This is a genomic window from Microbulbifer sp. VAAF005 (genome assembly GCF_030012985.1).
GTDB lineage: Bacteria > Pseudomonadota > Gammaproteobacteria > Pseudomonadales > Cellvibrionaceae > Microbulbifer.
Genome location: NZ_CP120233.1, coordinates 2,774,695 through 2,797,840, shown reverse-complemented (window position 1 = coordinate 2,797,840; position 23,146 = coordinate 2,774,695). Strand labels below are relative to the sequence as shown.

Annotated in this window: 18 protein-coding genes; 14 read left to right on the top strand and 4 right to left on the bottom strand. The window is 50.2% G+C overall.

Going from position 1 to position 23,146, the window contains the following annotated elements:
* The first annotated feature begins 157 nt into the window (after positions 1 to 157).
* The 6 genes from hflK (at position 158) to P0078_RS12320 (ending at position 7,217) form a co-directional block, all read left to right on the top strand.
* Complete coding sequence (hflK, locus tag P0078_RS12345) at positions 158 to 1,312, top strand: FtsH protease activity modulator HflK (RefSeq protein ID WP_282930282.1); 1,155 nt, start codon at positions 158 to 160, stop codon at positions 1,310 to 1,312.
* A gap of 11 nt (positions 1,313 to 1,323) precedes the next feature.
* Positions 1,324 to 2,196, top strand: coding sequence for a protease modulator HflC (hflC, locus tag P0078_RS12340; protein WP_282930281.1), 873 nt, complete (start codon positions 1,324 to 1,326; stop codon positions 2,194 to 2,196).
* Between the two features lie 199 nt (positions 2,197 to 2,395).
* The gene (locus P0078_RS12335) at positions 2,396 to 3,589 is read left to right on the top strand and encodes an ATP phosphoribosyltransferase regulatory subunit (protein WP_282930280.1); all 1,194 of its coding nucleotides are present in this window, start codon (positions 2,396 to 2,398) and stop codon (positions 3,587 to 3,589) included.
* Positions 3,590 to 3,701: 112 nt separating this feature from the next.
* Positions 3,702 to 5,024 (top strand): adenylosuccinate synthase, encoded by a 1,323-nt coding sequence (locus tag P0078_RS12330; protein WP_282930279.1) that lies wholly within the window; start codon positions 3,702 to 3,704, stop codon positions 5,022 to 5,024.
* Positions 5,025 to 5,165: 141 nt separating this feature from the next.
* Positions 5,166 to 5,819 (top strand): PAQR family membrane homeostasis protein TrhA, encoded by a 654-nt coding sequence (gene trhA / locus P0078_RS12325; protein ID WP_282930278.1) that lies wholly within the window; start codon positions 5,166 to 5,168, stop codon positions 5,817 to 5,819.
* 177 nt (positions 5,820 to 5,996) lie between these two features.
* Positions 5,997 to 7,217, top strand: coding sequence for a lytic murein transglycosylase (locus P0078_RS12320; protein ID WP_282930277.1), 1,221 nt, complete (start codon positions 5,997 to 5,999; stop codon positions 7,215 to 7,217).
* Between the two features lie 7 nt (positions 7,218 to 7,224).
* On the opposite strand, the gene P0078_RS12315 is transcribed toward P0078_RS12320, so the two are convergent.
* The 4 genes from P0078_RS12315 to P0078_RS12300 all read right to left on the bottom strand — a co-directional run bounded on the left by P0078_RS12315 (position 7,225) and on the right by P0078_RS12300 (position 12,309).
* A complete protein-coding gene (locus tag P0078_RS12315; RefSeq protein ID WP_282934600.1) occupies positions 7,225 to 8,247 on the bottom strand; it encodes a succinylglutamate desuccinylase/aspartoacylase family protein in 1,023 nt (340 codons plus the stop codon).
* Positions 8,248 to 8,340: 93 nt separating this feature from the next.
* Positions 8,341 to 8,721 (bottom strand): hypothetical protein, encoded by a 381-nt coding sequence (locus P0078_RS12310; RefSeq protein ID WP_282930276.1) that lies wholly within the window; start codon positions 8,719 to 8,721, stop codon positions 8,341 to 8,343.
* Positions 8,679 to 11,429 carry a DUF6531 domain-containing protein gene (locus tag P0078_RS12305; RefSeq protein WP_282930275.1) on the bottom strand — a complete coding sequence of 917 codons (2,751 nt, stop codon included), beginning with the start codon at positions 11,427 to 11,429 and terminating at the stop codon, positions 8,679 to 8,681. The genes P0078_RS12310 and P0078_RS12305 overlap by 43 nt, the downstream gene beginning before the upstream one ends.
* Before the next feature lie 16 nt (positions 11,430 to 11,445).
* Positions 11,446 to 12,309, bottom strand: a complete 864-nt coding sequence (locus tag P0078_RS12300; RefSeq protein ID WP_282930274.1) for a Stp1/IreP family PP2C-type Ser/Thr phosphatase — start codon at positions 12,307 to 12,309, stop codon at positions 11,446 to 11,448.
* A gap of 191 nt (positions 12,310 to 12,500) precedes the next feature.
* Here P0078_RS12300 and P0078_RS12295 point away from each other — a divergent pair, with 191 nt between their 5' ends.
* The 8 genes from P0078_RS12295 (at position 12,501) to tssM (ending at position 23,141) form a co-directional block, all read left to right on the top strand.
* A complete protein-coding gene (locus P0078_RS12295; RefSeq protein WP_282930273.1) occupies positions 12,501 to 13,220 on the top strand; it encodes a transposase in 720 nt (239 codons plus the stop codon).
* A gap of 80 nt (positions 13,221 to 13,300) precedes the next feature.
* Positions 13,301 to 14,797, top strand: a complete 1,497-nt coding sequence (locus P0078_RS12290; protein ID WP_282930272.1) for a type VI secretion system contractile sheath domain-containing protein — start codon at positions 13,301 to 13,303, stop codon at positions 14,795 to 14,797.
* An 89-nt stretch (positions 14,798 to 14,886) separates the two neighbouring features.
* On the top strand, positions 14,887 to 15,858 hold the full coding sequence (gene tagH / locus P0078_RS12285) for a type VI secretion system-associated FHA domain protein TagH (RefSeq protein ID WP_282930271.1): 972 nt from the start codon (positions 14,887 to 14,889) through the stop codon (positions 15,856 to 15,858).
* Positions 15,834 to 16,631 (top strand): type VI secretion system-associated FHA domain protein TagH, encoded by a 798-nt coding sequence (gene tagH / locus P0078_RS12280; protein WP_353057003.1) that lies wholly within the window; start codon positions 15,834 to 15,836, stop codon positions 16,629 to 16,631. Before tagH (P0078_RS12285) ends, tagH (P0078_RS12280) begins: the two co-directional genes overlap by 25 nt.
* Before the next feature lie 28 nt (positions 16,632 to 16,659).
* Entirely contained in the window at positions 16,660 to 17,268 is a 609-nt protein-coding gene (tssJ, locus tag P0078_RS12275; protein WP_282930269.1) for a type VI secretion system lipoprotein TssJ, read from the top strand.
* A gap of 70 nt (positions 17,269 to 17,338) precedes the next feature.
* Positions 17,339 to 18,676: a type VI secretion system baseplate subunit TssK gene (tssK, locus tag P0078_RS12270; protein ID WP_282930268.1), complete on the top strand. Its 1,338-nt coding sequence runs from the start codon at positions 17,339 to 17,341 to the stop codon at positions 18,674 to 18,676.
* 1 nt (position 18,677) lies between these two features.
* On the top strand, positions 18,678 to 19,541 hold the full coding sequence (icmH, locus tag P0078_RS12265; RefSeq protein ID WP_282930267.1) for a type IVB secretion system protein IcmH/DotU: 864 nt from the start codon (positions 18,678 to 18,680) through the stop codon (positions 19,539 to 19,541).
* A 57-nt stretch (positions 19,542 to 19,598) separates the two neighbouring features.
* Positions 19,599 to 23,141: a type VI secretion system membrane subunit TssM gene (gene tssM / locus P0078_RS12260; protein WP_282930266.1), complete on the top strand. Its 3,543-nt coding sequence runs from the start codon at positions 19,599 to 19,601 to the stop codon at positions 23,139 to 23,141.
* Positions 23,142 to 23,146 lie beyond the last annotated feature (5 nt).

The window sequence follows — 23,146 nt, the reverse complement described above, 5'->3', positions numbered from 1 at the left end:
AGGTCATATTGCGACCTTTAGTCGAATTTGTTCGGGATTGGTCTCCGCAGACTGCCCACTTGCCTCAGGCTAGGGCCTGTCGGCAATATTTTGTCGGCAATGGATGCTAGAATCCGCCGAAGTAAAAGATTAAGTGATCATAGTTGGAGTAAGTTAAATGGCCTGGAATGAGCCGGGTGGTAACAATAAAGACCCCTGGGGTGGTGGCGGTAACCGCAATAATGGAGGCCCGCCCGATCTCGATGAACTACTGCGAAAAATTCAGCAGAAACTAGGTGGCCTGTTTGGTGGTGGTGGCAGCGGCAGCCCAAGTGGCGACTCTGTCAAATTTCCCTGGGTACTGGTTATTGGTCTCGCCGTATTGATTTATGGCGGCCTGGGGATTTACCAGGTCAACGCCAACGAACAGGCGGTTGTTTTGCGCCTGGGCAAATACCACTCCACGGAATCTGCTGGCCTGCACTGGAATCCGCCGCTTATCGATAACGTCACCAAGGTCAATATGACTGAGGTGCGTACCGAGCGCACTACCGGTCAGATGCTGACCGAAGACGCCAATATCGTAGAAGTGGTACTCACTGTGCAGTGGCAGGTTGGGGATGCTGAGTCTTTTGTACTGCGTGTTCGCGATCCGGTGAAGAGCTTGCAGGAAGCCACCGACAGCGCCCTTCGTCACGTGGTGGGCTCTCTCACTTTAAACGGTGTGATTTCCCAGAACCGGACCCAAGTATCTGCCGATACGCAGGAACGATTACAGGAATATCTGGACCTGTACCAGACCGGTATACGCATTGATGTGGTTAACCTGACTGATGCTAAGGCGCCGCGCGAAGTGCAGGATGCGTTTGACGATGTAACCAAAGCCCGTGAGGACGAGGTGCGTCTGCAAAATGAAGCTCAGGCTGATGCTAACCAGATAATCCCGGTTGCCCGCGGTCAGGCTCAGCGCATTATCGAAGAGGCCGAGGCATACAAAGCCCGCGTCATCGAGAGTGCCCGAGGTGAAGCTGTGCGCTTTGAGAAACTGCTGGCTGAATATGAGCGTGCCCCGGAAGTTACCCGCGAGCGTCTCTACCTGGATGCGGTACAGGACGTGATGGCCAACACCTCCAAGGTGATGGTGGATGTCGAGGGCGGCAATAACATGATGTACCTGCCACTAGATAAATTGGCACAAGGCGGCGCTGGAGCAGCGCGAGCAGCCCAAAGCCAGGACACCTCGCCTGTAATGATTGAGGAAGTCTATCAGCGTGTTATTGAGCGCCTTCGTCGGGATGACGCCAGCACCCGTCGCAGTCAGACTATTCGCTAGGAGGGGATGATATGAATAACAAAACACTGGGTATCATTGTTGTCATCCTGGTTGGAGTATTGGTACTTTCTTCCAGCGCCTTTGTAGTGAAAGAGACTGAAAAAGCCGTGTTACTGCGCTTTGGTGAGCTGGTGCGCACCTACACCGAGCCGGGTCTCTACTTCAAAATCCCTTTTGCGGAAAGGTTGCGCAAGTTTGATGCGCGTATTCAGACGGTGGATTCCAGCCCCGTTCGTATGCTCAACAGTGAAAACAAATTCATGATGGTTGATTCGTATGCCAAATATCGAATCTCTGATGTGGATAAGTTTTATATCGCCACTCGTGGTGACGATCGCAATGCGGTGCGCCTGCTGTCGGAGCGGATCAATGATCAGCTCCGGAACGAGTTTGGTGTGCGCGATCTGCATGAGGTAGTCAGTGGCGAGCGCGATGAGTTGATGGCGGAGATCACCAAGAACCTGAATAAGGTGGCTCAGGATGACCTGGGAGTGCATGTGATTGATGTGCGCGTCAAGCGGATTGACCTGCCACCGGAAGTCTCCGAGTCTGTGTTCCAGCGTATGCGCGCTGGTCGTGAGCTGGAGGCGCGGGATCATCGCGCCAAGGGTCAGGAGGCCAGTGAGCGTATCAAGGCTAATGCCAATCGCCAAAGAGTGGTGATTGAGTCTGAGGCCTACCGCCAGGCGGAAGAGTTACGCGGTGCGGGTGATGCAGAGGCGGCAGCTATTTACGCTGCGGCCTACAGCAAGAATCCGGAGTTTTACCGCTTTACCCGCAGTCTGCAGGCTTACAAGGAGTCCTTCCGGAGCAAGTCTGATATGCTGCTGGTCGATCCAGATAGCGAATTCTTCCGCTACCTGAAAGACCCGAAAGGAGAGTAGGGCTGAAAATGCTGTGTAGCACTGGGCAACTGGTGCTATAGGCGCCGGGTTAGATTCGATAACCCTACCTTCCTGTTAGCACTTGATGCTAAAATCACGCAAACCGGGCCCAGCCCGGTTTTTTTGTGGGAAGTGCTGCGGCTCGTTTGTGGCAAGCGCTGTGGCACCGCAATTTCTTCGCTGACGAATTCATTTCATCATGACTCAAGCCGATCGCTGGATGTTACCGGATGGCATTGCAGAAATTCTGCCTGCGGATGCCGTGCAATTGGAGACTCTGCGCCGCCAACTACTGGACCTCTACCACTGCTGGGGGTACGAGTTGGTGATACCGCCGATGTTGGAATTCACCGAGTCCCTCCTGATTGGGATGGGCCATGATGTAGATCTGAGCACCTTTAAGGTTACCGACCAGATATCTGGACGCACTTTGGGTATACGCGCGGATATGACTCCGCAGACTGCCCGGATTGATGCCCACAGCTTTCCCCGCAGAGGCGCCAACCGCCTCTGCTACGCCGGTCAGGTGGTGTACACCAAGCCGCGAACCCCGATGGGTTCGCGAGCGCCGATACAGGTTGGCGCCGAACTGTTTGGTGTGGACAACCTCGGTGCAGACCTTGAGGTGATCTCGCTGATGCTGCAAAGCCTTCAGGTAGCGGGTGTCAGCCAAGTGCACCTGGACCTGGGCCACGTCGCGATTTACCAGAGTCTGGTTGAAGCGGCGGGCCTCAATGACGAGCAGCGCAGCGCCCTGTTGGCCATGTTGCAGAGCAAGGCGACTGCTGATCTGTGCGAGTGGGTCGAGGAGAATGTTGGCGACCAGAAGGCTGCCGAGTGGCTGAAGGCGCTCCCGGGGCTGGTTGGGGGACGGGAATGCCTGGATAAGGCCCGCGAACTCTTTTCTGGAGCCCCGCAAAATTTGCTGGCGGCAGTCTCCGATTTGAGGCAGGTAGCTGAGGCTCTGAATGAGCGCTATCCAGAGGTGACACTGTTCTTCGATTTGAGTGAAGTACGCGGCTACGACTATGAAACAGGTCTGGTATTCGCCGCCTACACACCGGGCCACGGCCAGGCATTGGCCAATGGTGGACGCTACAACGGTATCGGAGCCGTGTTTGGGCGCGATCGCCCAGCAACAGGCTTCAGTAGTGACCTGGTGGCATTGAGTAATCTGGGCAGCACTGCCGTTGAAGAGGGCGCTGCGATATTGGCGCCAGATGTCAGAGGCTCCCAGGGCGCTGAACTGTGGAAGGCGATTCACGAGCTGCGGGCTCAAGGTGAAGTGGTCATCACAGCCCTTGCTGGTGGTGCCGATAGTGAACTGGATTCCCGCTGTGACCGAGAGTTGGTTGCTGAGGGTGATTCGTGGGTAGTAAAACCACGAGACTGATTTTTCGGGCGCAGTGGATGTGCCTATTATCGCGCGGGCCTACCCGCAGACATCCATTTATGTGGGGCCCCGGCTCCCGCAGAGAAAAACCTGAGTTTAGAGATTTATACAGATGGGCAAGAACGTAGTAGTACTGGGTACCCAGTGGGGCGATGAGGGCAAGGGCAAGATTGTCGATTTGCTAACCGAGAAGGTCTCGCTGGTAGTGCGTTTCCAGGGTGGTCACAATGCGGGCCACACCCTGGTTATCGATGGCGAAAAAACCGTACTGCACCTGATTCCCTCCGGTATCCTGCGCCCCAGCGTAACCTGCTTGATCGGCAATGGTGTGGTGCTCTCCCCGGAGGCGCTGCTGAAAGAGATGGCTGAGCTGGAAGAGCGCGAAGTTCCTGTGCGCGAGCGCCTGCGTCTTTCCCCGGCGTGTCCGCTGATCTTGCCTGTGCATGTTGCCCTCGACCAGGCCCGTGAAAAAGCACGCGGCGCCAAAGCGATCGGTACTACAGGTCGCGGTATTGGTCCCGCTTACGAAGATAAAGTTGCTCGTCGCGGTCTTCGCCTGGGTGATCTGTGCAACTGGGATAACTTCTGCCACCAGCTGAAAGAGCTGATTGATTACCACAACTTCGCTCTGACCGAATACTACAAAGTTGACCCGGTCAGTTATGAGGACACCGTTGAGCAGGCCAAGATCTGGCGCGAGCAACTGGTGCCGATGATCACCGACGTTGCCGATCACCTGCACAAAGCGCGCGAGAACGGAGAGCATATCCTGTTCGAAGGCGCCCAGGGTTCCCTGCTGGATATTGACCACGGTACCTACCCGTTCGTAACTTCCTCTAATACCACTGCTGGCGGTACCGCTACTGGTTCTGGTTTTGGTCCTCTGTACCTGGATTATGTATTGGGCATTACCAAGGCCTACACCACCCGCGTTGGCGGTGGCCCATTCCCTACCGAGCTGGACTGCGAAGTTGGTCGTCACCTGGGTGAAAAAGGTCACGAGTTTGGCGCTACTACTGGCCGCCAGCGCCGCACCGGTTGGTTTGACGCTGTTGCTGTGCGCCACGCGATCCGAATCAACAGTATTTCTGGCCTGTGCCTGACCAAACTGGATGTTCTCGATGGTCTCGAGGAGGTAAAGGTTTGTGTGGGCTACCGCAACAGCGCTGGTGAAGAAGTCCCAGTACCATTTGATGCTGCAGGTTGGGAAGGTGTCGAGCCGGTTTATGAGTCTATGCCCGGTTGGACAGAGAACACTGTCGGTGTGCGTCGTGAAGCGGATTTGCCGGCCAATGCACGCGCCTATATCGCTCGAATCGAAGAGCTGGTGGGCGCTCCGGTAGACATTGTTTCTACAGGCCCCGATCGCAACGAAACCATTGTTCGCGAATCTTCCGCTTTGTGCGAAATGGGTATTCACAACGCTAGCGTTTAAGCCCTGACCGCCCGGTTGTGAATGTGCAGTCTGGTGATGGCCTTGCTATTTTAAGTGAGGCCTCTGATCATTAGACCTGTTCCAAGTTATTGGTCGTGCACTACACGCAGGCTTATGACCTGAATTTAACCGGGCTAATTTATGTCATCTTCCGTTTCCGTTGCCAGTCGTTACAGTTTTGCTGAAGAGATCGCCAACAGTGTGACACATGGTGTTGGAGCGCTTCTGGCGATTGCCGGTCTGGGTGTATTGACCGGATTTGCTGCCCTGCGCGGGGACGCCTGGCATATTGTCAGCTCCAGCGTCTATGCCTCCACCCTGATACTCTGTTTCCTAGCCTCCACGCTGTACCACGCAGTCAGCCATATCGGCGCCAAAGCAATACTGCGGACCCTGGACCACTCGTCAATCTTTCTATTGATTGCTGGAACCTATACTCCCTTCACCCTGGTTACCCTGAGGGGCCCTTGGGGTTGGTGGCTGTTCGGTATTATTTGGGGGCTCGCGCTGATCGGATTGATTATTCAGTTCACCCCGCTGAAGAAGATCCGAGCTCTGTCTATTACTCTCAGTGCCTTGATGGGATGGGTCGTGGTGGCGGCGATCAAGCCGCTGTCGGACAGCCTGGAAACTGGCGGTTTGTGGCTGTTAGTTCTCGGTGGTCTCTGCTACACCGGTGGAATCGCTTTTTACCTCTGGCGCAGCCTGCGCTTCCACCATGCGATTTGGCATCTCTTTGTGCTGGCGGGCGGTATTTTGCACTTCTTTGCGGTGCTGTTTTACGTCATTCCCTAATCTTCCCGTTTTGCGGCAGAGCTTACCCTAAAGGTGAGCAGCACGAACTTCCCTCTCATGTGACTGTCCAGTTTAATAGTAGGTGGGAAGTTCAACGGTTATCGGCCAATCCACCTTTCGGATAAGAGTGGCTCGTTCTACCCTTGAGCGAGCAAAAGTTGTGTCGAAGGTAACTCCATGCCCAAACTGCAATGGTTTCAATATCTGTCTGCCATTCTCGCGATAAGCGCGGTTCTCCTGGTTTCCAGTACCCATGCACAAGAGAAGGCCGATCCGGCCTTCGAACAGTGGGTAAAGGAGTTCCGTAAAACCGCGATCAAGAGTGGAATCTCCGCGGAGGTTTACGACCAAGCCTTTAAAGGAATCACTTCTCCAGACCAATGGGTTCTGGATCGTGCAGCCTATCAGCCTGAATTCAAAGCTCCGGTATGGCAATACTTTGATAACCGGGTGCAAAAGAGAGCGATTGAGCGAGGCAAGCGGGAAAAGGAGAAAATGAAGCCCTGGCTGGATAAGATCCAGAAGCGCTTCGGGGTGGACCCCAATATCCTGCTTGCGATCTGGTCTGTGGAATCCAGTTTTGGCGGCATCCTCGGCAACGACAAGGTAATGCGCAGTGTCATTCGCTCACTGGCAACACTCGCCTATGCGGATCCCCAGCGTAAAAAGTTTGGCCGTCAGCAACTGCTGGCCGCGCTAAAAATCTTGCAGGCCGGTGATATCGAGGGTGAGCATTTGTTGGGCTCCTGGGCCGGAGCTATGGGGCATACCCAATTTATTCCCACCAGTTATCAAGCCTATGCGGTGGATATCGATGGTGATGGTAAACGGGATATCTGGAACTCCATTCCGGATGCGCTCGCGACTGCCGCCAACCTGCTATCCAGTAACGGTTGGCAGCGAGGAAAACCCTGGGGCTATGAGGTCAAGATTCCCGCTCGTAAAATGCCTGCAGGGAAGATGTCGGTAGCCGAATGGGAGAAGCTCGGCGTCACACGAGCCAATGGCGAGCCCTTTCCCAGCAAGAAAGCCATTGCCGAATTAAAGTTACCAGACGGCCGCAATGGCCCGGCATTTTTAGTGTTCAAGAACTTCTTTGTCCTCAAGCGTTACAACAATTCAGATCGCTATGCGATAGCTATAGGCCTGTTGGCAGACCGGATTGGCGGCGGTGCGCCTTTGGTAAATGATTGGAAGCGCCCATTTACTCCACTGGATAGTGTTCAAGTGGAGGAGTTGCAGAAGTTGCTCAAACAAAAAGGGTTTTACACCGGAGAAATTGATGGCAAGGCAGGTCCGGGTACCCGCAAAGCGGTGAGTGAATTTGAAAAGAGTGCCGGCGTTGAAGTTCAGGGCTACCCGAGCAGGGAAGTCCTGGAGTTGTTGAAGAAACAATAGGGACTCCCTAAAAGTTCTCATCCGGTAGGAGCGTATCCTGGAGTAGTTCCAGGTTCTCGACAACACCCTCGGGTTCACGGAAGTAGGCGATGTGGTACATCGCCTCGCCTTCCTGGACCAGAGGGATATTCTGTCGCCCAATAATGATTCCATCCTCATCGCAGGTCAGTTGGTCCAGTTCCTGGCCGTATGGATCTGCAATGGTCGCCAGTAGGTCGCCCCGGTAGACCTGGTCCCCGAGTGCCTTAAGATGATTGGCGATACCGCTATCCCCCGCGCGAAGCCAACCGCTGCGTCGAGCAACAAATGGCTCTATCACATTTGTCTTTCGGGTTTGCGGCAACATCTCCAGGTGCTTCATCACATTGATCACACCTTTAACACCCGCGCGGATACTGAGTTCATCAAAGCGCAGGGCTTCACCAGCTTCATACAGTAATACTCTCACCCCGAGATCCGCGGCTGCTTGGCGCAGGGATCCGTCGCGAATAGAAGCGTTGAGTAGCACGGGAACACCGAAGGCCTTGGCGAGTTTTCGGGTTTGCTCGTCGTCCAAGTTAGCGCGAATTTGGGGAAGGTTACTGCGATGTACGGCTCCTGTGTGTAAGTCGATGCCATAGTCGCATTTGGTGACTATTTCCTTGAGGAAGACGTGAGCCATACGTGCGGCGAGAGACCCCTTTGCCGACCCTGGGAACGAGCGGTTTAGGTCGCGCCTGTCAGGTAGATAGCGAGTGTGCTGCAGTACCCCGTAAACATTAACCATTGGAACTGCAACCAGGGTCCCGCGCAATGACTTCAAGCGGCCGCTTTGGATAAGCCGGCTTATTACTTCAATACCGTTGAGTTCGTCACCGTGTATGGCGGCACAAACGAACATCCTGGGGCCATCTTTTTTACCGCGCTGCACATAAACCGGGATTGCCATTTCTGTGCTTGTGTAAAGCCGCACAACGGGCAGATCAATATGGCAGGACTCGCCCCTGGCGACATGGACCCCACCGATCTCAAAATCCGAGCGCTCTTCCATAACACTCACGGGCAAATAGATATTCCCATAGTGTATAGGCAGATAAGAGTTGACCCGGGCAGCAAATGTTGATGCAGCTGCCCGAGTACTTCGCTACAGCTGCCCGATTGATTGGGCAGAAGTCGTCAAGTTATGAGAGCGGTCCCCATTTAGCCAGATACCGAGGGCAGGGCTCCAGTAGCCTGAGGGGTGGTACCACAGCCCGGTCTCTACATCCGCGAGCAAGTTAGTTCCCCGCCAGGCGCTAGGCCCCTGATTGTGGGGGTCCTTACCTTTTTCCCCGGTCTCACCACCTTGGGACCATTGCACGGTGCCTTGGGCATCGAAAATCGCCAGCGGTTTTCCATCGGGGTTGGAAAGGTAGTATTCGATGTTGTCAGTAGTCCATTGGCATAAGATGGCATTGGTTTGAGGTTGGTGAATCCAGTGGCTTAGGCCTCGGGATTTGCCGTCAATATTATGAGCTTCCCCCAAATACCAAGGCTACTCCAGATAGTGACAACACGCCGTTGGCGCGTGGATTTTCGGTGAGTGCAGGTTTTGCTTAGCCGCCGGCCAAAAGGATCGTAGCGGAAGTAAGTTTTAAACTCCCCGCACTCCGCATGGCTCATTAGGCCCCAGCCATCGTATTGATACTGATAGTCTTTTCGGCCAGGAATATTGCGCTCGCAAATAACATTGCCACGCTTATCGCTTTCGGTTTGGGATTGTGGCGGACTTTGTTGAGCTCGCAGGGGGTTGGTCATTTGTAGAGAGGGGGATTTATCAAAATGCCAGGAAAGGGTTTGACCACATTCCAGGCCAATCAAGCGCCCAAATGAATAATTGTGATTGCTGCGAATTTCTCCCTGAACCTGCAGGATGCCCCGATCTGTAGGCTCGGTACGCACTATGGCTTCGCCGTTGGCATCGATCCCATACAGAGCCCCAGAAGGGGCAAATGTATAAGACAAATCGAGGTTGTCAGAACTGGCACTCTTTAGCCAACCACGGTTGTCATACTGGTACTGAAGGCTGAAGTCCCGGATCTCGGCACTATCATGATGTTCCGCAATCACTCGACTGCGACTATCGTATTTGAAGCGAACGGAGGAGAGCGAGTTATCTGCTTGAACCAACCTGCCTTGTTGGTCGTAGTGGAACTCACTATTTTGGCCGCTGTTATTGCGAATACTGGTTAATTCTCCGCTGTTATTGTAATTAAAGTACCAGCGGGAATCATTATCACAATACTCATGCAGGCTACCGTTGATATTGTAGTGCCAGCGCCAGATCCGATCCTGAGGGGCTTTATGGCTAGTTAATTGCCCGTGGCTGTCATATTTCCAATAGTAATTTCCCGCCGGGCTCTCCAGGCAGGTCAGTTCGCCTTTCGGGGAGTAGCTTAGCTTCCAATTGTTGCCATCGGCAAAGTTGATATAGGTGGGCCTGCCGGCGTTGTCATAATCACAAAGGATGCTTTGGCCGCTATCTCCATGAATGGCATTGGGCAGGCCGCGATCGGAGTAGTCCAAACCGTATTGGTGAATACCGAGGCGGGCTTCACGCAATTCACCGGCATTACCATAACTCCATTCACTCCATACTTCGCCATTCATTTTTATTGAAGTGATTCGCTGCCAGTGGTCGTACTCAAACCCCAGTTGTTTCTCTTCCCTACGTACCGTTTGTAGTTGACCTTGCCCATCCCAGCTGAAGTCTACTTTGCCCCCTTCGGGGTCCTGAATCTGTGTGAGTTGGCCCCGATCTGTGTAGAGAAACTTCCAGGTTTGTTTTGCCGGATCGATAATGCGTTCTGGGCGCCCCTGATCGTTAAACTGGTAATGCCACAATGTCTCATCGTTAATGAGAGCTGCACTCAGGTAGCCTCGATCGTCATAAAGATATCGACTGCTACTGTTGTTGGAGGTGGAGCGAACCAGTCGGCCGAATTCATCATGACGATAAAAAAGCCTGTTGCCATCTGCCTTTATCTCCTCACAGAGATTGCCATAAGAGTCAAATAGCCAGGTAAGGGTGCGGCTTTGTTGCTGTTTAGAGATTCTTTGGCCGTACTTATTGAAGCGTATATAAATTGGACTGGAAAGTTCTGGCTCGATAGTGCAGGTATTATTACTCGCGTGCCAACTTAAGTGAGTGGTTAACTCATTCGAGTTGAGTAAGTGACACCGGTTGTACGCATCATATGTAAATCTATAGCTTCCGAAATGGCTGTTTTTCAGGTGAACTAGCTGTGTGTTGTTATATTGGTAGCTCTCCTTACTAAGTCCACTGCAACTTTCGAGTAGCTGGCCCTCGTAATAATTGTAACTGCAGAGGCTGTTTTGCCCCTCTACGGCATGACTATTTACTAAGTTAGAGATATGACCGTTCTGGCAATGAAATTCAATAACACGGCCCCATGAACTGACTACTTTTTTAGGTAAGCCTTCTTCATAGTCAATTGTTAATGCATTGCCAAATTGATCTCTTATCTCTGCAAGGGGGAGGGCACTATTTACACCGTCAGCGCGAAAAATTTTGTGGTGTTGATCAAATGTCGTCAAACGATAACTGTGTAGGCTCTGCCTAAATAGCATCAACCGTTCAAAGCGGTTGTAGCTGCCGTGTCCAATGGCAGGTAATTTGAAGCTTACAGACCTGCCTTCTGCGGTGATTAGCTTGACACTATTGTCATGCACAACAAGTCTTTCACTTAGAGAGTGCCGCCAACCGGCACCAATACCGACGTCTTCACTAAGGGATGATCGGAAGTAGCGTTTCCACTCAAATGGCAATGGTCCAGGAATGGTTACATCTGTCCGCTCAAAAGCGACTTCCCCAGTTGCGCTGATAATATGCCCAGCGACCTGATGTGAACGTTCCAGGCTTGGAATTACCTCATTTGCAGGGTTAACGCCAGGAGTGTTGGTTAATTGGGTTGGAAAGCTGTCAGCTTCATACAAGAGGGGCACTACAGGTGCCGAATCAATACTGTAACGATTGGCGGTTATCTGTGGCAGCTCAGGCCAAATATCCTCCCTCTGTAGATTGCTTATCGAATTTTCTGGTATTTGTTCAATCTGGGAGAGCCAGCGTGCGGCTGATGCAGGGCTCTCGTGGGAAAGGTTGATTTCGGGGGGGTGAGCGTGTCGAGTAAGTGGGGTATCAGCTGGGTAAGACGTTCCGGTGTCATATTGCATTATCCGGTAGATCAAATTAGCGGTGTAACTTTCGAATTGTTACGTCTGGGGATTTGGGACGTTCAGTAACATTTTGTTCGTGAGGGAGAATCTGGTGTAGTGGCTGCGAGGAGTATTCCAGTATTCCCGCAGTAATATTATCTCGCCCTCCGAGGCGATTCGCATCGTCAATAAACCGATATACGCATTCCAGCGCTGGTCGATGAGTAGCTAGCACACGCTCTATCGCGTGATCATCAAGATACTCGGTGAGGCCGTCACTACATAACAAAAGGAGTGCGTTTTGTGTAAGTTTCCAGCTGTTAATATCCGCTTCCACATTATTGGAAACGCCTAAGGCACGGGTAATATGGTTGCGAATATTGGATTCTTTGGCCTGTTCGGGGGTCAATTGACCAGAATCAATCATCTCCTGTACAACACTGTGATCTCTTGTAAGACGCTGCAATCCATAATTGTTCCACAGGTACGCGCGAGAATCCCCAACGTGCGCAACAATTAAAAAGTCGCGCCACATAACCGCAGCAACCAGTGTTGTCCCCATGTTAGAGAACTGGGGGTTTAGGTTTTTAGTGTTGATGAGGGCTGTATTTGCGCTGTTTACTGCGTCTATAAGGGTCGCGCGCAATATAAGCTGTTGTTGTTCAGAGGTGCAGGAGAAAAAAGTATGTTTCAGCAGGTCATCGAGATGGGCTTGAACTGTCTCAGCTGCGATTTTACTGGCGGTGGCACCGCCCGTATAACCGCCCATGCCATCGGCTACCACAATATAGGCAAAGGGCTGCTCCGCCGACGCGTGCCAGCGAATACTATCTTCGTTTTCCTCACGAACCTGACCAATGTCAGTGCGCCCGTTGACCGCCAGACTAATTTGATCCATGTCTGGTGCAACTCCCCTTTAATAAAAAGCATTACAATGCGGCGTAATAGTAATACAGCCGATCACCGAGGGTAATGTTAACTTGCCCGAATGCCAAGTTTGAAATACTTTTCACTGATTTGCGATAATAAGGGCTTTATGCCCTCTACAGAAAAGGCTTTACGCCTGATAACAAAGGATCTATAGGCAAAATGCCTCGTTTGCCCCGGCTCAATTTGATAAATGTTCCTCAGCATATTGTGCAGGTTGGACACAACAATCTGCCCTGCTTTTATGATGAAGAAGATTATCAATATTATTTGATTAGTTTGCGTAACGCGTCAGACCAATATGGCGTTGACGTTCACGCATATGTTTTATTACCTAATATGATCCAGATCATAGCTACGCCCAGGATACTGGATGGGATATCATCTATGATGCAATCCCTTGGGCGCCGCTATGTGCAGTTTATAAACCACCGCTATAAGCGTTCAGGGACTCTGTGGCGAGGGCGATACAAGTCTAGCTTGATTGATTCTGACGCGTACTTGTTGACTTGCTACCGGTATGTAGAGCTGCGCCCCTTGTATTTGGGATTGGCAGACTCCCTAGAGAATTATGAGTGGTCAAGTTTTAACCACCATGTGAATATTAAAAAAGATAATTTGATTAAAGATCATCGTTTATATCTGTCTCTTGGCGACACTGTGGTGGAGCGGGCGCAATCCTACAGAGAGTTGTTTCAGTACAGTTTTGATCGAAAGCTGCTCGACTACATCGCTGAAACGATTAAGTTAGGCCATGTACTTGGCGGGGATGCATTTAAAGAGAAAATTGAACAGATCGTTAACCAAAGGGTGCGACCGCTTAAACGGGGCCGGCCCAAAAAGGCAAATAAAAGCGAAAAAGAAGCTGTAGATACTGCCTAGTTGAAGCCCCAAAATGAGCAGTAGGCATTAACAGGTCAAAATAATCAGGGCGATTAAGCCCTGTCAGCAGGTGACAAATTGTGAGTAGGCCCAGCATTTCAGCGGGATTTCAGATCCTTGGCGATAACAATAAGGAAAAAACAGTTATGGATTCAGGCACTGATCGATTGAAAGTAGCAATCCTGGGTGACTTCAGTGGAAGGGCAAGTCGTCGTCAGTGTGAACCCGATACGATTTCCAGTCGAAGGGTATATCTGCTGAACCGCGATACTTTTGAGGGGGTTTTTGCAGATCTGGCGGTGAGATTACAGCTACCCGTATTGGACCGCCCCTTGGGTCTACCTTGTTTCGATGATTTGCACCCAGATTATTTATATAGCCGTCTGCCCTTATTTAAGAAGTTTATTGAGCTGGAGCGCAGATTGCTGGACCCTCGCCAATTCCAGCAAGCTGCTGAAGAGATTCAACAGTGGAAGCCAGAGTTGGCTTCTCAGCCAGGCTTGGAAGCGCGTAACAGTGAGCAGTCAATCCTGGATGAGATTCTGGCTGCGGGCCGTGAACGCAATGCTAAAGAGGGGCAAAGTACCTTCCAGGTTGACCAGCTTATAAAAGATATTGTCGCCCCTTATGTGCAGAAAAGTGAAGATCCCCGTCAAGCTGAGTACTTAAATGCACTGGCTGAGGCTACCTCTGATGCAATGCGTAAATTGATGCATCACAGTGATTTTCGCCAGTTGGAGGCCAGCTGGTTGAGCCTGCAGCTTTTGTTAAGGCGTGTGGAAGAGCATGGAAATCTGGATTTTTATTTAATAGATGTCAGCAAAGAAGAACTCCTTGCTGATTTTGCTGAAGCTGAAAGTGATCTGGAAAAATCACAGACATTTAAATTGTTGGTTGAGCGCGAAACCGCGGCAGGAAATATTCCCTACAACCTGGTCATAGGTGACTATTTCATTACTGATGAAGAGCGAGATCTGCATCTTTTGATAGATTTGTCGACGATAGCAGAAGCGGCAAATAGTGCTCTCTTACTGGGGGGAGATCCAAAACTAGCGGGATGTCCAAATTTATCGGGTTCAGTAGACCCAGATGATTGGTATTACCCCTTGAGTGATCAGTTTGCAGAAAGTTGGCAGGCTGTACGGGAATACTCCGCTAGTGAACATGTAGCACTGGCAGCTCCCAGGTTTATGCTGAGACTTCCCTTTGGAAAAGATACATCGACTACCGAGTTTTTTGATTTTGAAGAGTTAACCTCTGAACAGGGGCATGAATATTATCTTTGGGGAAATAGTGTTTACCTGTTGGCTTTAGCTGTTTGCCAAGATTTTTCTCTGACTGGCAAGCTACAGACTCCATCATCCGCAAGTTATGAGAATTTGCCCCTTCATTTACGCAAGTTACCGCATGGGGAGTTGTTAACTCCATGCGCAGAAGCACTACTGACAGATCGCTCAGCTGCAAAGTTTATGCAGGCGGGCATTAGTACCATGCGTTCGGTACAGGGCAGTGATCAGGTAATTCTTCCACGTTTTAACTCCCTCGGGGGCGGTACACTCAAAGGTCCTTGGGCTTAACTGCCCAAGGACTGGATTTTTGCAGAATTAAATCAGCAAAAGATTTACCTGAAGACCTTGAATAAACCACTATTGTGAGTCAGGAATAAATGGATCTAATTCTATCTGTATTGGCCGACCCTTCTGGCGCCAATATGCTTAAACATACAAAACTGTTCACGAAAGCTGGTGGCAGTCTGGGTCGCTCTGCCGATAATTATTGGGTTTTACCTGATCCGGATCGGGTGGTTTCCTCAAAGCACGCACAGATCTCCTTTGCTGAAAATCAATATTTTTTGGTAGATACAAGTACTAATGGTACTTATTACAATGATTCGGAAAATCCGCTAGGGAAGGGAAACCAGGTTCCATTAAAAGAGGGCGATCTTATCGTTCTCGGAGAATATAAATTAAAAGTTTCATTGCGTAAGCCCAAAGAGCAAGGGGAGCTTCCCAAAGGGCTGGGCAGTGCAGATTTTCTCGATACCTCGGATCGGACAACGTTTAGTGCAGATGCCATGGCAAAAATGCAAAGCCAGGCTGAAGCAAAGGAATTAGATAGTTGGCTTGAGCCGGGTTCAGGCGCACCTACAGGTGCTGCTGAAACCGGGGAGTGGGGTTCAGTGGGGTTAGGCGGTCAGAGTAATACCCCTTCCAGCGATAGCCTCCTTACTGCGGAATCGGCTCCCCTAGATCCGCTTGCCACCTTTAGTCAGTCCGGCCTCGCTGGTGGTGCTCCAGAAGCATCACCAATGGGAGGGTTATTAGGTTCTACTGATCAACAGCAATCGGGTAATCAGTGGTCTGATGATGAGTGGTGGAAAGATGGAAGTGCAGAAGACCATGTACCAGCTGACCAGCACTCAATGCAGCTAAACCCTCAGCCGGTGCCGGAGCCTGTTGTTGAAACAGTTGCAGTGCCCGAACCTCAAATGGCACCTCCCCAGCCCCAAGTTCCAATGGGGGATTCCAGGAAATGTCGCAGCCTGTGGTGGCTCCGATACCACAACCTCAGGCTATACAGCCCCAGCCCCAGCTTGCGCAGCCTCAGTCGCCCGTGCAGGTTACCCAGCAGCCAGTAACTCCACCAGCGCAGGATAACCCCTTCGCTGGTTCTTTTGCTGCTATGCAGGGGCAGCAAGTCGATGGCGCTCCAGGGTTTAGTACGGGGCCGGCAACTCCGCAACCGAATATGGCAACCCCGCAACCTGATATGGCAACTCAGGCCCAACAATTTTCGCATTTGCAACAGCCGCCAGCTGCACAACCCATGGGAGCCTCTGGGGGTAGTGTTTTTGCCTCCACCCTCGGCCTGAATATGAATCCAGCCCAATTACAACAGGCGGACCAACAAGCTGCAGAGATTGTGCGAGAGACGGTGGCTCGTCTCATTGACCTTTTACGCGCGCGAAACAGTATTAAGAATGAGTTGCGTGTTCAGAGAACCATGATTCAAACAGAGGCCAACAACCCTCTGAAGTTCAGTGTTACAGAAAGGGATGCTCTGGAAGCTATGTTTGCGGGTACCGGTGCGTTTATGAATCCGGCTGAGGCAGTGAAAGATAGTTTTGATGATTTGTCAGATCATCAAGTTGCGGTTTTGGCTGGAATGAGAGCTGGTTACAGTGCCATGCTCAAATTCTTTAGCCCTGAGAACATTGAGCGGAGACTGGGAAATACTTCCGGTGTTTTTGGAAACAAAAATGCAAAAAAATGGGAAGGATTCACTGCAATTTACAGGGAGCTAGTAGGTGATCCAGATAATTGCTATCGCAAGTTATTTGGTGATGAATTTGCAGTTACATATGAAAATCAGTTATCAGAGTTAAAAAATGCTCGAAATATTACAAATTAATAAGTTGACGAAAAAGAGGGAATTGCTTGTGTCGATTAAGAAACTATTTCAACTCAGTTTAATAGCGGTTCTGACTGTCGCAGTTGTCGGTTGTCAAACGACAAGGCGAACGTTAAACCTGGATACCAGCCTCGAATTAGTTGTTGAAACGCAAAATGATATAAACCCCGATGATGATGGCCGAGCTTCACCCGTCGTTATCCGAGTATTTATGCTTGCGGATGAGCGCCAGTTTGCTCGTGAAGACTTCCTGAATCTTTATGAAAATGCGCAATCGCGTTTGGGTAATGACTTGATTGATACGGTGATTCTCAAGGAACTCGCTCCGGGAGAGCAGCGAATAGAAGAACTGGCACTTACACCAGATGTTAAATATATCGGTCTATTAGCGGAGTTTGTACAGTATCAAGATGCTCAGGCATTAATGGTGCTGCCAATTACAGATCACAAGAAAAATGAATATGAGGTATCGCTTGCCGATACGCGAATTGGTTCGCCCGAAGATATTGCCAAGCGCCGCAGGGCAAAGCTGACTACTCGCGGTGACGATGATGAAAATGGAGATACAGTGACTATCTCCAAAGAAGATTATGAACGAATGAAAAAGACGCTCCCTGATATGCAGCAATCTCAGTAGGGCAAAAGTTATTGCTAGGGTAATAACTTTTGCCCTAAAAATATTATGCGAGCTTTTCTAAGGAACATTTATGTCGGCAAACAATAAGGTGATCTGGAGCGAGGGTATGTTTTTGCGCCCTCAGCATTTTCAACAACAGGATCGCTATCTCGAACAGCTTGTCGAAGCGCGCACAGCTCCCCTTGGACCTTACACCTGGGGGATTGTGGAACTGGCAATTGACAGCGAACCGTTATCGATGGGGAAAATTTCTCTATCGAGAGTGAAAGCTGTTTTTCCAGATGGCACTCCGATACTTGCCCCTGAGACTGAGCATTTGCCGGATGTTTTGGACGTTCCGGTTAATACTCGCGATGAAGTAGTTTACCTGTGTGTGCCGATGAAGCGCCCGGGTAGCCAGGAGTCTATTAGGGATCAAGAGGATTTCCCTCAGGCTCGTTATCAGGCTTCGAATTTTGACGCTAGAAATAGTGCTGCGTCATCCGGTGAATCCGCACGGATTCAGGTCGGAAAGTTAAGGGCTTGTCTGAAGTTGGGCAGTGATGACCTCAGCGGTTACGCTGCGGTTGGCGTTGCCCGAATTAAAGAGCGCCAACCGGAAAAGCCGGTGGAGTTGGATGCTGACTATATTCCGCCGTTGCTAAATGCGGAGACCTCCTCGGTAATCAATGCGTATATTGAAGAAGTTAAAGGGTTACTTGATCACCGAGGTTCAGCTCTAGGCCATCGCCTAAGTGATAGTGGTCGTAGTGGCTCTGCAGAAATTGCTGATTATTTATTGCTGCAAGTAATAAACCGTTTTGAGCCTCTTTTGAAACAAATTACGGCTCAGCCTCGCTTGCATCCGCATAGCTTGTTTCTTGAATTGCTCCAGTTGGCCGGTGAGCTTTCGACTTTTACTTCTCAGTCCAAACGTCCTCCAGAAATTCCTGCTTATGCCCATGAAGATTTACAGGTTAGCTTTGCCGGATTGTTTTCGGCGCTTAGGCAGTCTCTGTCCACTGTACTGGAGCAAACAGCGATCGCAATGGAGTTGGTTCAGCGCAAGTTTGGAATTTATGTTGCGCCCGTTACGGACCCATCATTATTAAAGTCGGCCAGCTTTATTATGGCTGCTAAAGCCGATATGCCTGGCGACCTATTGCGTAGCCGATTCCCGACACAGGCGAAGGTCGCCCCTGTCGAAGCGATTAGAGAGCTAATCTCTGCACAGCTGCCTGGTTTGACTCTGCGTCCGCTGCCTGTAGCTCCTCGACAAATTCCTTACCATGCTGGGTTTACTTACTTTGAAGTCGAGCGTAGCGGAGAACTGTGGCAAGCCATGACTCGTTCGGGCGGTTTTGCGGTACATCTTGGCGCTGAGTTTCCTGGATTGACCATGGAACTCTGGGCTATAAGGAATAATTGATATGAGTAATGATAGTTTTACTCCGCCGCGAGCGCCCAATGCCGGTGATAGAACAGTTTTGATTCCAACACCCGGTGCTGCGGCGGCACCGACAGCAGCTCAGGCCCAGCCACAATTCTTTGCCAGCCAGGATGCCCCTGTCGAGGCCCAGGTGCGCAATAGCCTTAACCCGTTAGTATCTGCGGCCTCAAAGTTATTAGGCGTAATCATTAAGTTACGTACAACAATGAATCACGCTAATGTTCCTGATCTGCATAAACGGCTTACCACGGAAATTCAAAGCTTCGAAAGGGAAGCAAAGCAGCTTGCCCTTACGCCAGAGTCAGTACTAACTGCCCGTTATCTGCTTTGCACTGTTGTAGATGAGGTAGTTTTGACAACACCTTGGGGGACTGCCAGCGGTTGGAGCCAGCACTCCCTGCTCAGTCTATTCCACAAGGAGACATTTGGTGGGGAGAAGTGTTTTGTCATATTACAGCGAATGCTGGAAACCCCCGCAAGTCATCTGGAATTGCTCGAACTCTTTTATCTGTGTTTAAGCCTAGGTTTTCAGGGCAAATATCGACTCGTGCAACGTGGGCATGAGCAGATAGAACAAATTCGTGATGAGCTGTACAGAACAATTGAGCAACACAAGCAGCCAATGGATAGAGATCTTTCGCCGCGCTGGGAGGGATGTGTAGAGCGAAAGTCACGGCTTATTCACTACATTCCCCTATGGGTGATTATGAGTGTGGTCCTGGGCTTGTTAGTTGCAACTTACAGTGGTTATCGCTGGTGGTTATATGAAACGACGACACCAGTCGCAGACCAAATTTTAGATTTGTCCAAAAGTGATAGTGAGTCTCCGCAAGGGGAAGGGTAACACTCGGGCTGATATTGATCCGGGGTGCGATAGATACTCTGGAAGATGGAGCAATTCATGAAACACTTGCGTAATTTTTTTACCAATAAGTGGGTGCTGGGGTTTATAGGGTTGTCAGCCCTTTCCCTTCTTATTTGGTTTGCGGCTGATTACATTAAGTTTGGCAGCGATAATGCCACGCTTTCGCACTCTGTCCGGCTAACGATTATCGTCTTTATTTTTGCTATTTGGCTGGTGTGGAACCTTAGTCAGTGGCTGGTGGAACGGCGCCAAAATCAAGCTTTAATTAAAGGCATTGAAGAGTCCCAAGAAGCTGATTCTGCAGATCCAGACGAAGAGCGCTCTCTTGAGGAGATGGAAGCCCTTTCAGGTCGCTTCCGTGAAGCAATGAGTGTGTTACGCAGTGCCCGGTTCAAGTCAGACAAGGGACAGGTATCCCTTTATCAACTTCCCTGGTACATCATTATTGGTCCTCCCGGGTGTGGTAAAACAACGGCCTTGGTGAACTCCGGGTTGGAATTTCCCTTGGCTCAGAGTCATGGGAAAGAAGCTCTCGGTGGGGTAGGTGGTACCCGTAACTGTGATTGGTGGTTCACCAATGATGCAGTATTAATTGATACTGCTGGACGTTATACAACCCAAGATAGCCACCGGGTTTACGATAATAGTGCCTGGAAGGCTTTTTTGAGCTTGTTAAAAAGGTATCGTCGTAGACGTCCGATTAACGGCGCTTTGGTTGCAATTAGTTTGCAAGACTTAATGGTGCAAACAGAAGAGCAGCGACAACACCAAGCAAAAGTTCTTCGTCAGCGAGTAAATGAACTTCAGCAAGAGCTGGGAATTCGTTTTCCTATCTACCTCACTTTCACAAAATGTGACTTGGTGGCAGGTTTTACTGAATTTTTCGACAATCTCTCACAAGCTGAGCGTGAACAAGTTTGGGGAATGAGCTTCCCCCGCGAAGCCAATGCAACAGTTGGTGCCCCTCTCGATAACTTTAAAGGTGAATTTGAGCAACTGATAGAGCGTTTGAACCAGCGAGTTTTATGGCGTGTTCATCAGGAACGAAATATAGAGAAGCGGGCATTACTGCAAGGTTTCCCTGCTCGAATGGAGAGCCTAACGGATATCCTGGCAGATTTTGTAAAACAAACTTTTGGCCCAAATCGCTATGAAACAGTACCGATGGTCAGGGGAGTTTATTTTACCAGTGGCACACAGGAAGGTAGCCCTGTTGACCGAATGATGTCCTCTGTAACCGCTGACTTTGGGTTGGAGCGAAGTGTAGGGCCGAAATTCCAAGGTGTTGGGAAGAGCTTTTTCTTAAACAGGCTGCTTAAGGATGTAGTTTTTCCTGAGGCAGAGCTTGTAGGCGTTAATCGCCGGATTGAGTCGGCCAATCTTTGGTTGCGCCGGGGGGTATTTGCCACCTTAACGGCCGGCTTTGTCGGAGCCATTTTCCTGTGGAGTGGAAGCCTTGCGCAGAACAAATTATCCATGGGTGAAGTCAGTGAGAACCTAAGTGAATACCAAGGTGCGGAAAATGAGCTGAAGGGCAAAAGTATTACGCCTATCAGTGCATTGAACTTGCTCGAGCCTCTCAAGCGTGCCAGCGCAGTATATGACCGCGAGGAGCACCCTTGGATTGCTAATTTGGGGCTATATGACACCAGAATAGATACGGCAGCAAATGATCTTTATCGACATAAGCTAGAGTTTATTTACCTGCCCGCCTTGCTGCGTGATATTGAAAGTGACCTGAGTCGTCTCGGTAGTAATGATCCTGCGCTGGTAAGTACACTCAAAACCTATTTGATGTTCTTCAACAAGGATAAGCTGGACCTGAAAACTATAGAAGCTTATTACACATCAAGGTGGGAGCGGCAACTGCCAGGTGAAGCGGCTCGGCAGGAAGAGCTACGTTACCATCTGGACCAGCTATTTACTCAACCTTTGCCCAGTTCAATTGAGGCAAATGAAAGAGTAGTGGCTCGAGCAAGACAGCAATTACGTCGAATCCCAGTACCTCAGCGTTTGTTTGCTCAGTTACAAAATAGTGATTTCGGATTGACTCCTGTAGACCTCTACCAGGAAATTGGAGGTGACACCCAGCAAATTTTTGGTATGGGGGCCAATAGTCCAAGCTTTACGATCCCATTCCTTTACACCAAAGCTGGCTATAAAGAATTGGACTTTGGAGCAGACTCTCAGCTAATGACAAATATGGCTGAAGAGCGCTGGATTTATGGCGGTGATCTGAGTGGAGAGGACTTTACTGAAGCCGATCGGGAAAAACTCGGTGAGGAAGTGAAGCGAATCTATTTGGGTGAGTACTTACAGCGCTGGCAGGGCTTTATTGGTGGGTTCAAGATCCAAAGATTTGGTAGTACCTCCCAAGCTCTGGATGTCCTGTCAAAACTGTCTGATCCGATCTATTCGCCATTGTTGGCGATTACGGAGATTACCTCTGATAACACGCGCTTAACTCTGCGCCCTGAGGTACCTGTTGGTGCTTCAGGAGTACCTTTACCAGTATCGAGCACCACTCGAAAACTCGGGCAAGCAGCATTAGGTGGCGCCACTAGCGCTTTACAGGATCACTATAAGCCCAACATCGTGGATGTGAGGTTTGAAGAAATTCAAAGAATCACCCAGAGTGAAAAAGGTCGGCCGGCTAGGATCCAAGAGTACCTTACGACGATCAATCAAATTCAGGAGTATCTAACGGAGATTGATAGCGCCCCAGATTCTAATCAGGCCGCTTTTGGTCGAGCAAAAGCGCGCTTCGCAGGCGGTAGTGATGCCATTAAGCAACTCCGGGTCAAAGCTGCTAATGCGCCAGCACCATTTGATCAGTGGTTAACTGATATCGCTGATAGTGCTTGGGGGCTTGTAATGGCCAAGACGAAAGCACATATCAATCGCGTTTGGCGAGAAGAAGTGTATCAAAGCTATAGCAATAGCTTGGCTAATCGATACCCCCTACGAAGTGACCGAGAGCAGGAAGTGCCGGTAATGGAGTTTAACCAGTACTTCAAGCCGGGGGGCATTGAAGAGAAATTTGTTAATCAGTATCTGAAGCCCTTTGTGGATACCAGAAACTGGAAAATTAAGTATGTTGAAGGGCAGGGAATCAGTCTTTCTCGAGAGGCACTCTCTCAGCTTCGGAGAGCAGAGCGTATCCGCAAAACCTTCTTTAGTATCGGTGAGGGAGCTTCATATTCTTTCCGTATTGAACCAACGAAACTGGACTCAAGTGTGCGCTTGTTTGAACTTGAGTTAGGTGAGCAGCGAGTACCTTATTCCCATGGCCCGAAAACTGCTAAAAAGCTGACTTGGCAAGGTGGTGAAAGTAACCGTGTGCGTATCATCTTCGAAGATTTAAACGAGACGGTACATCGTAAGCACTTTGAAGGGGATTGGGCGTGGTACAGATTACTGGCGAGTTCCGACTTGGAAGCAGGACGCAGCAATGCGGAGCACTTTGTTACCTTCTCAGAGGAAGGGCGCAAAGCTCAATTTAAATTAATCGCATCTAATGTTAACAATCCTTTTGATCGTAGCTTGCTGCGTGGATATCGATGCCCTGAGAGCCTGTAGACGGA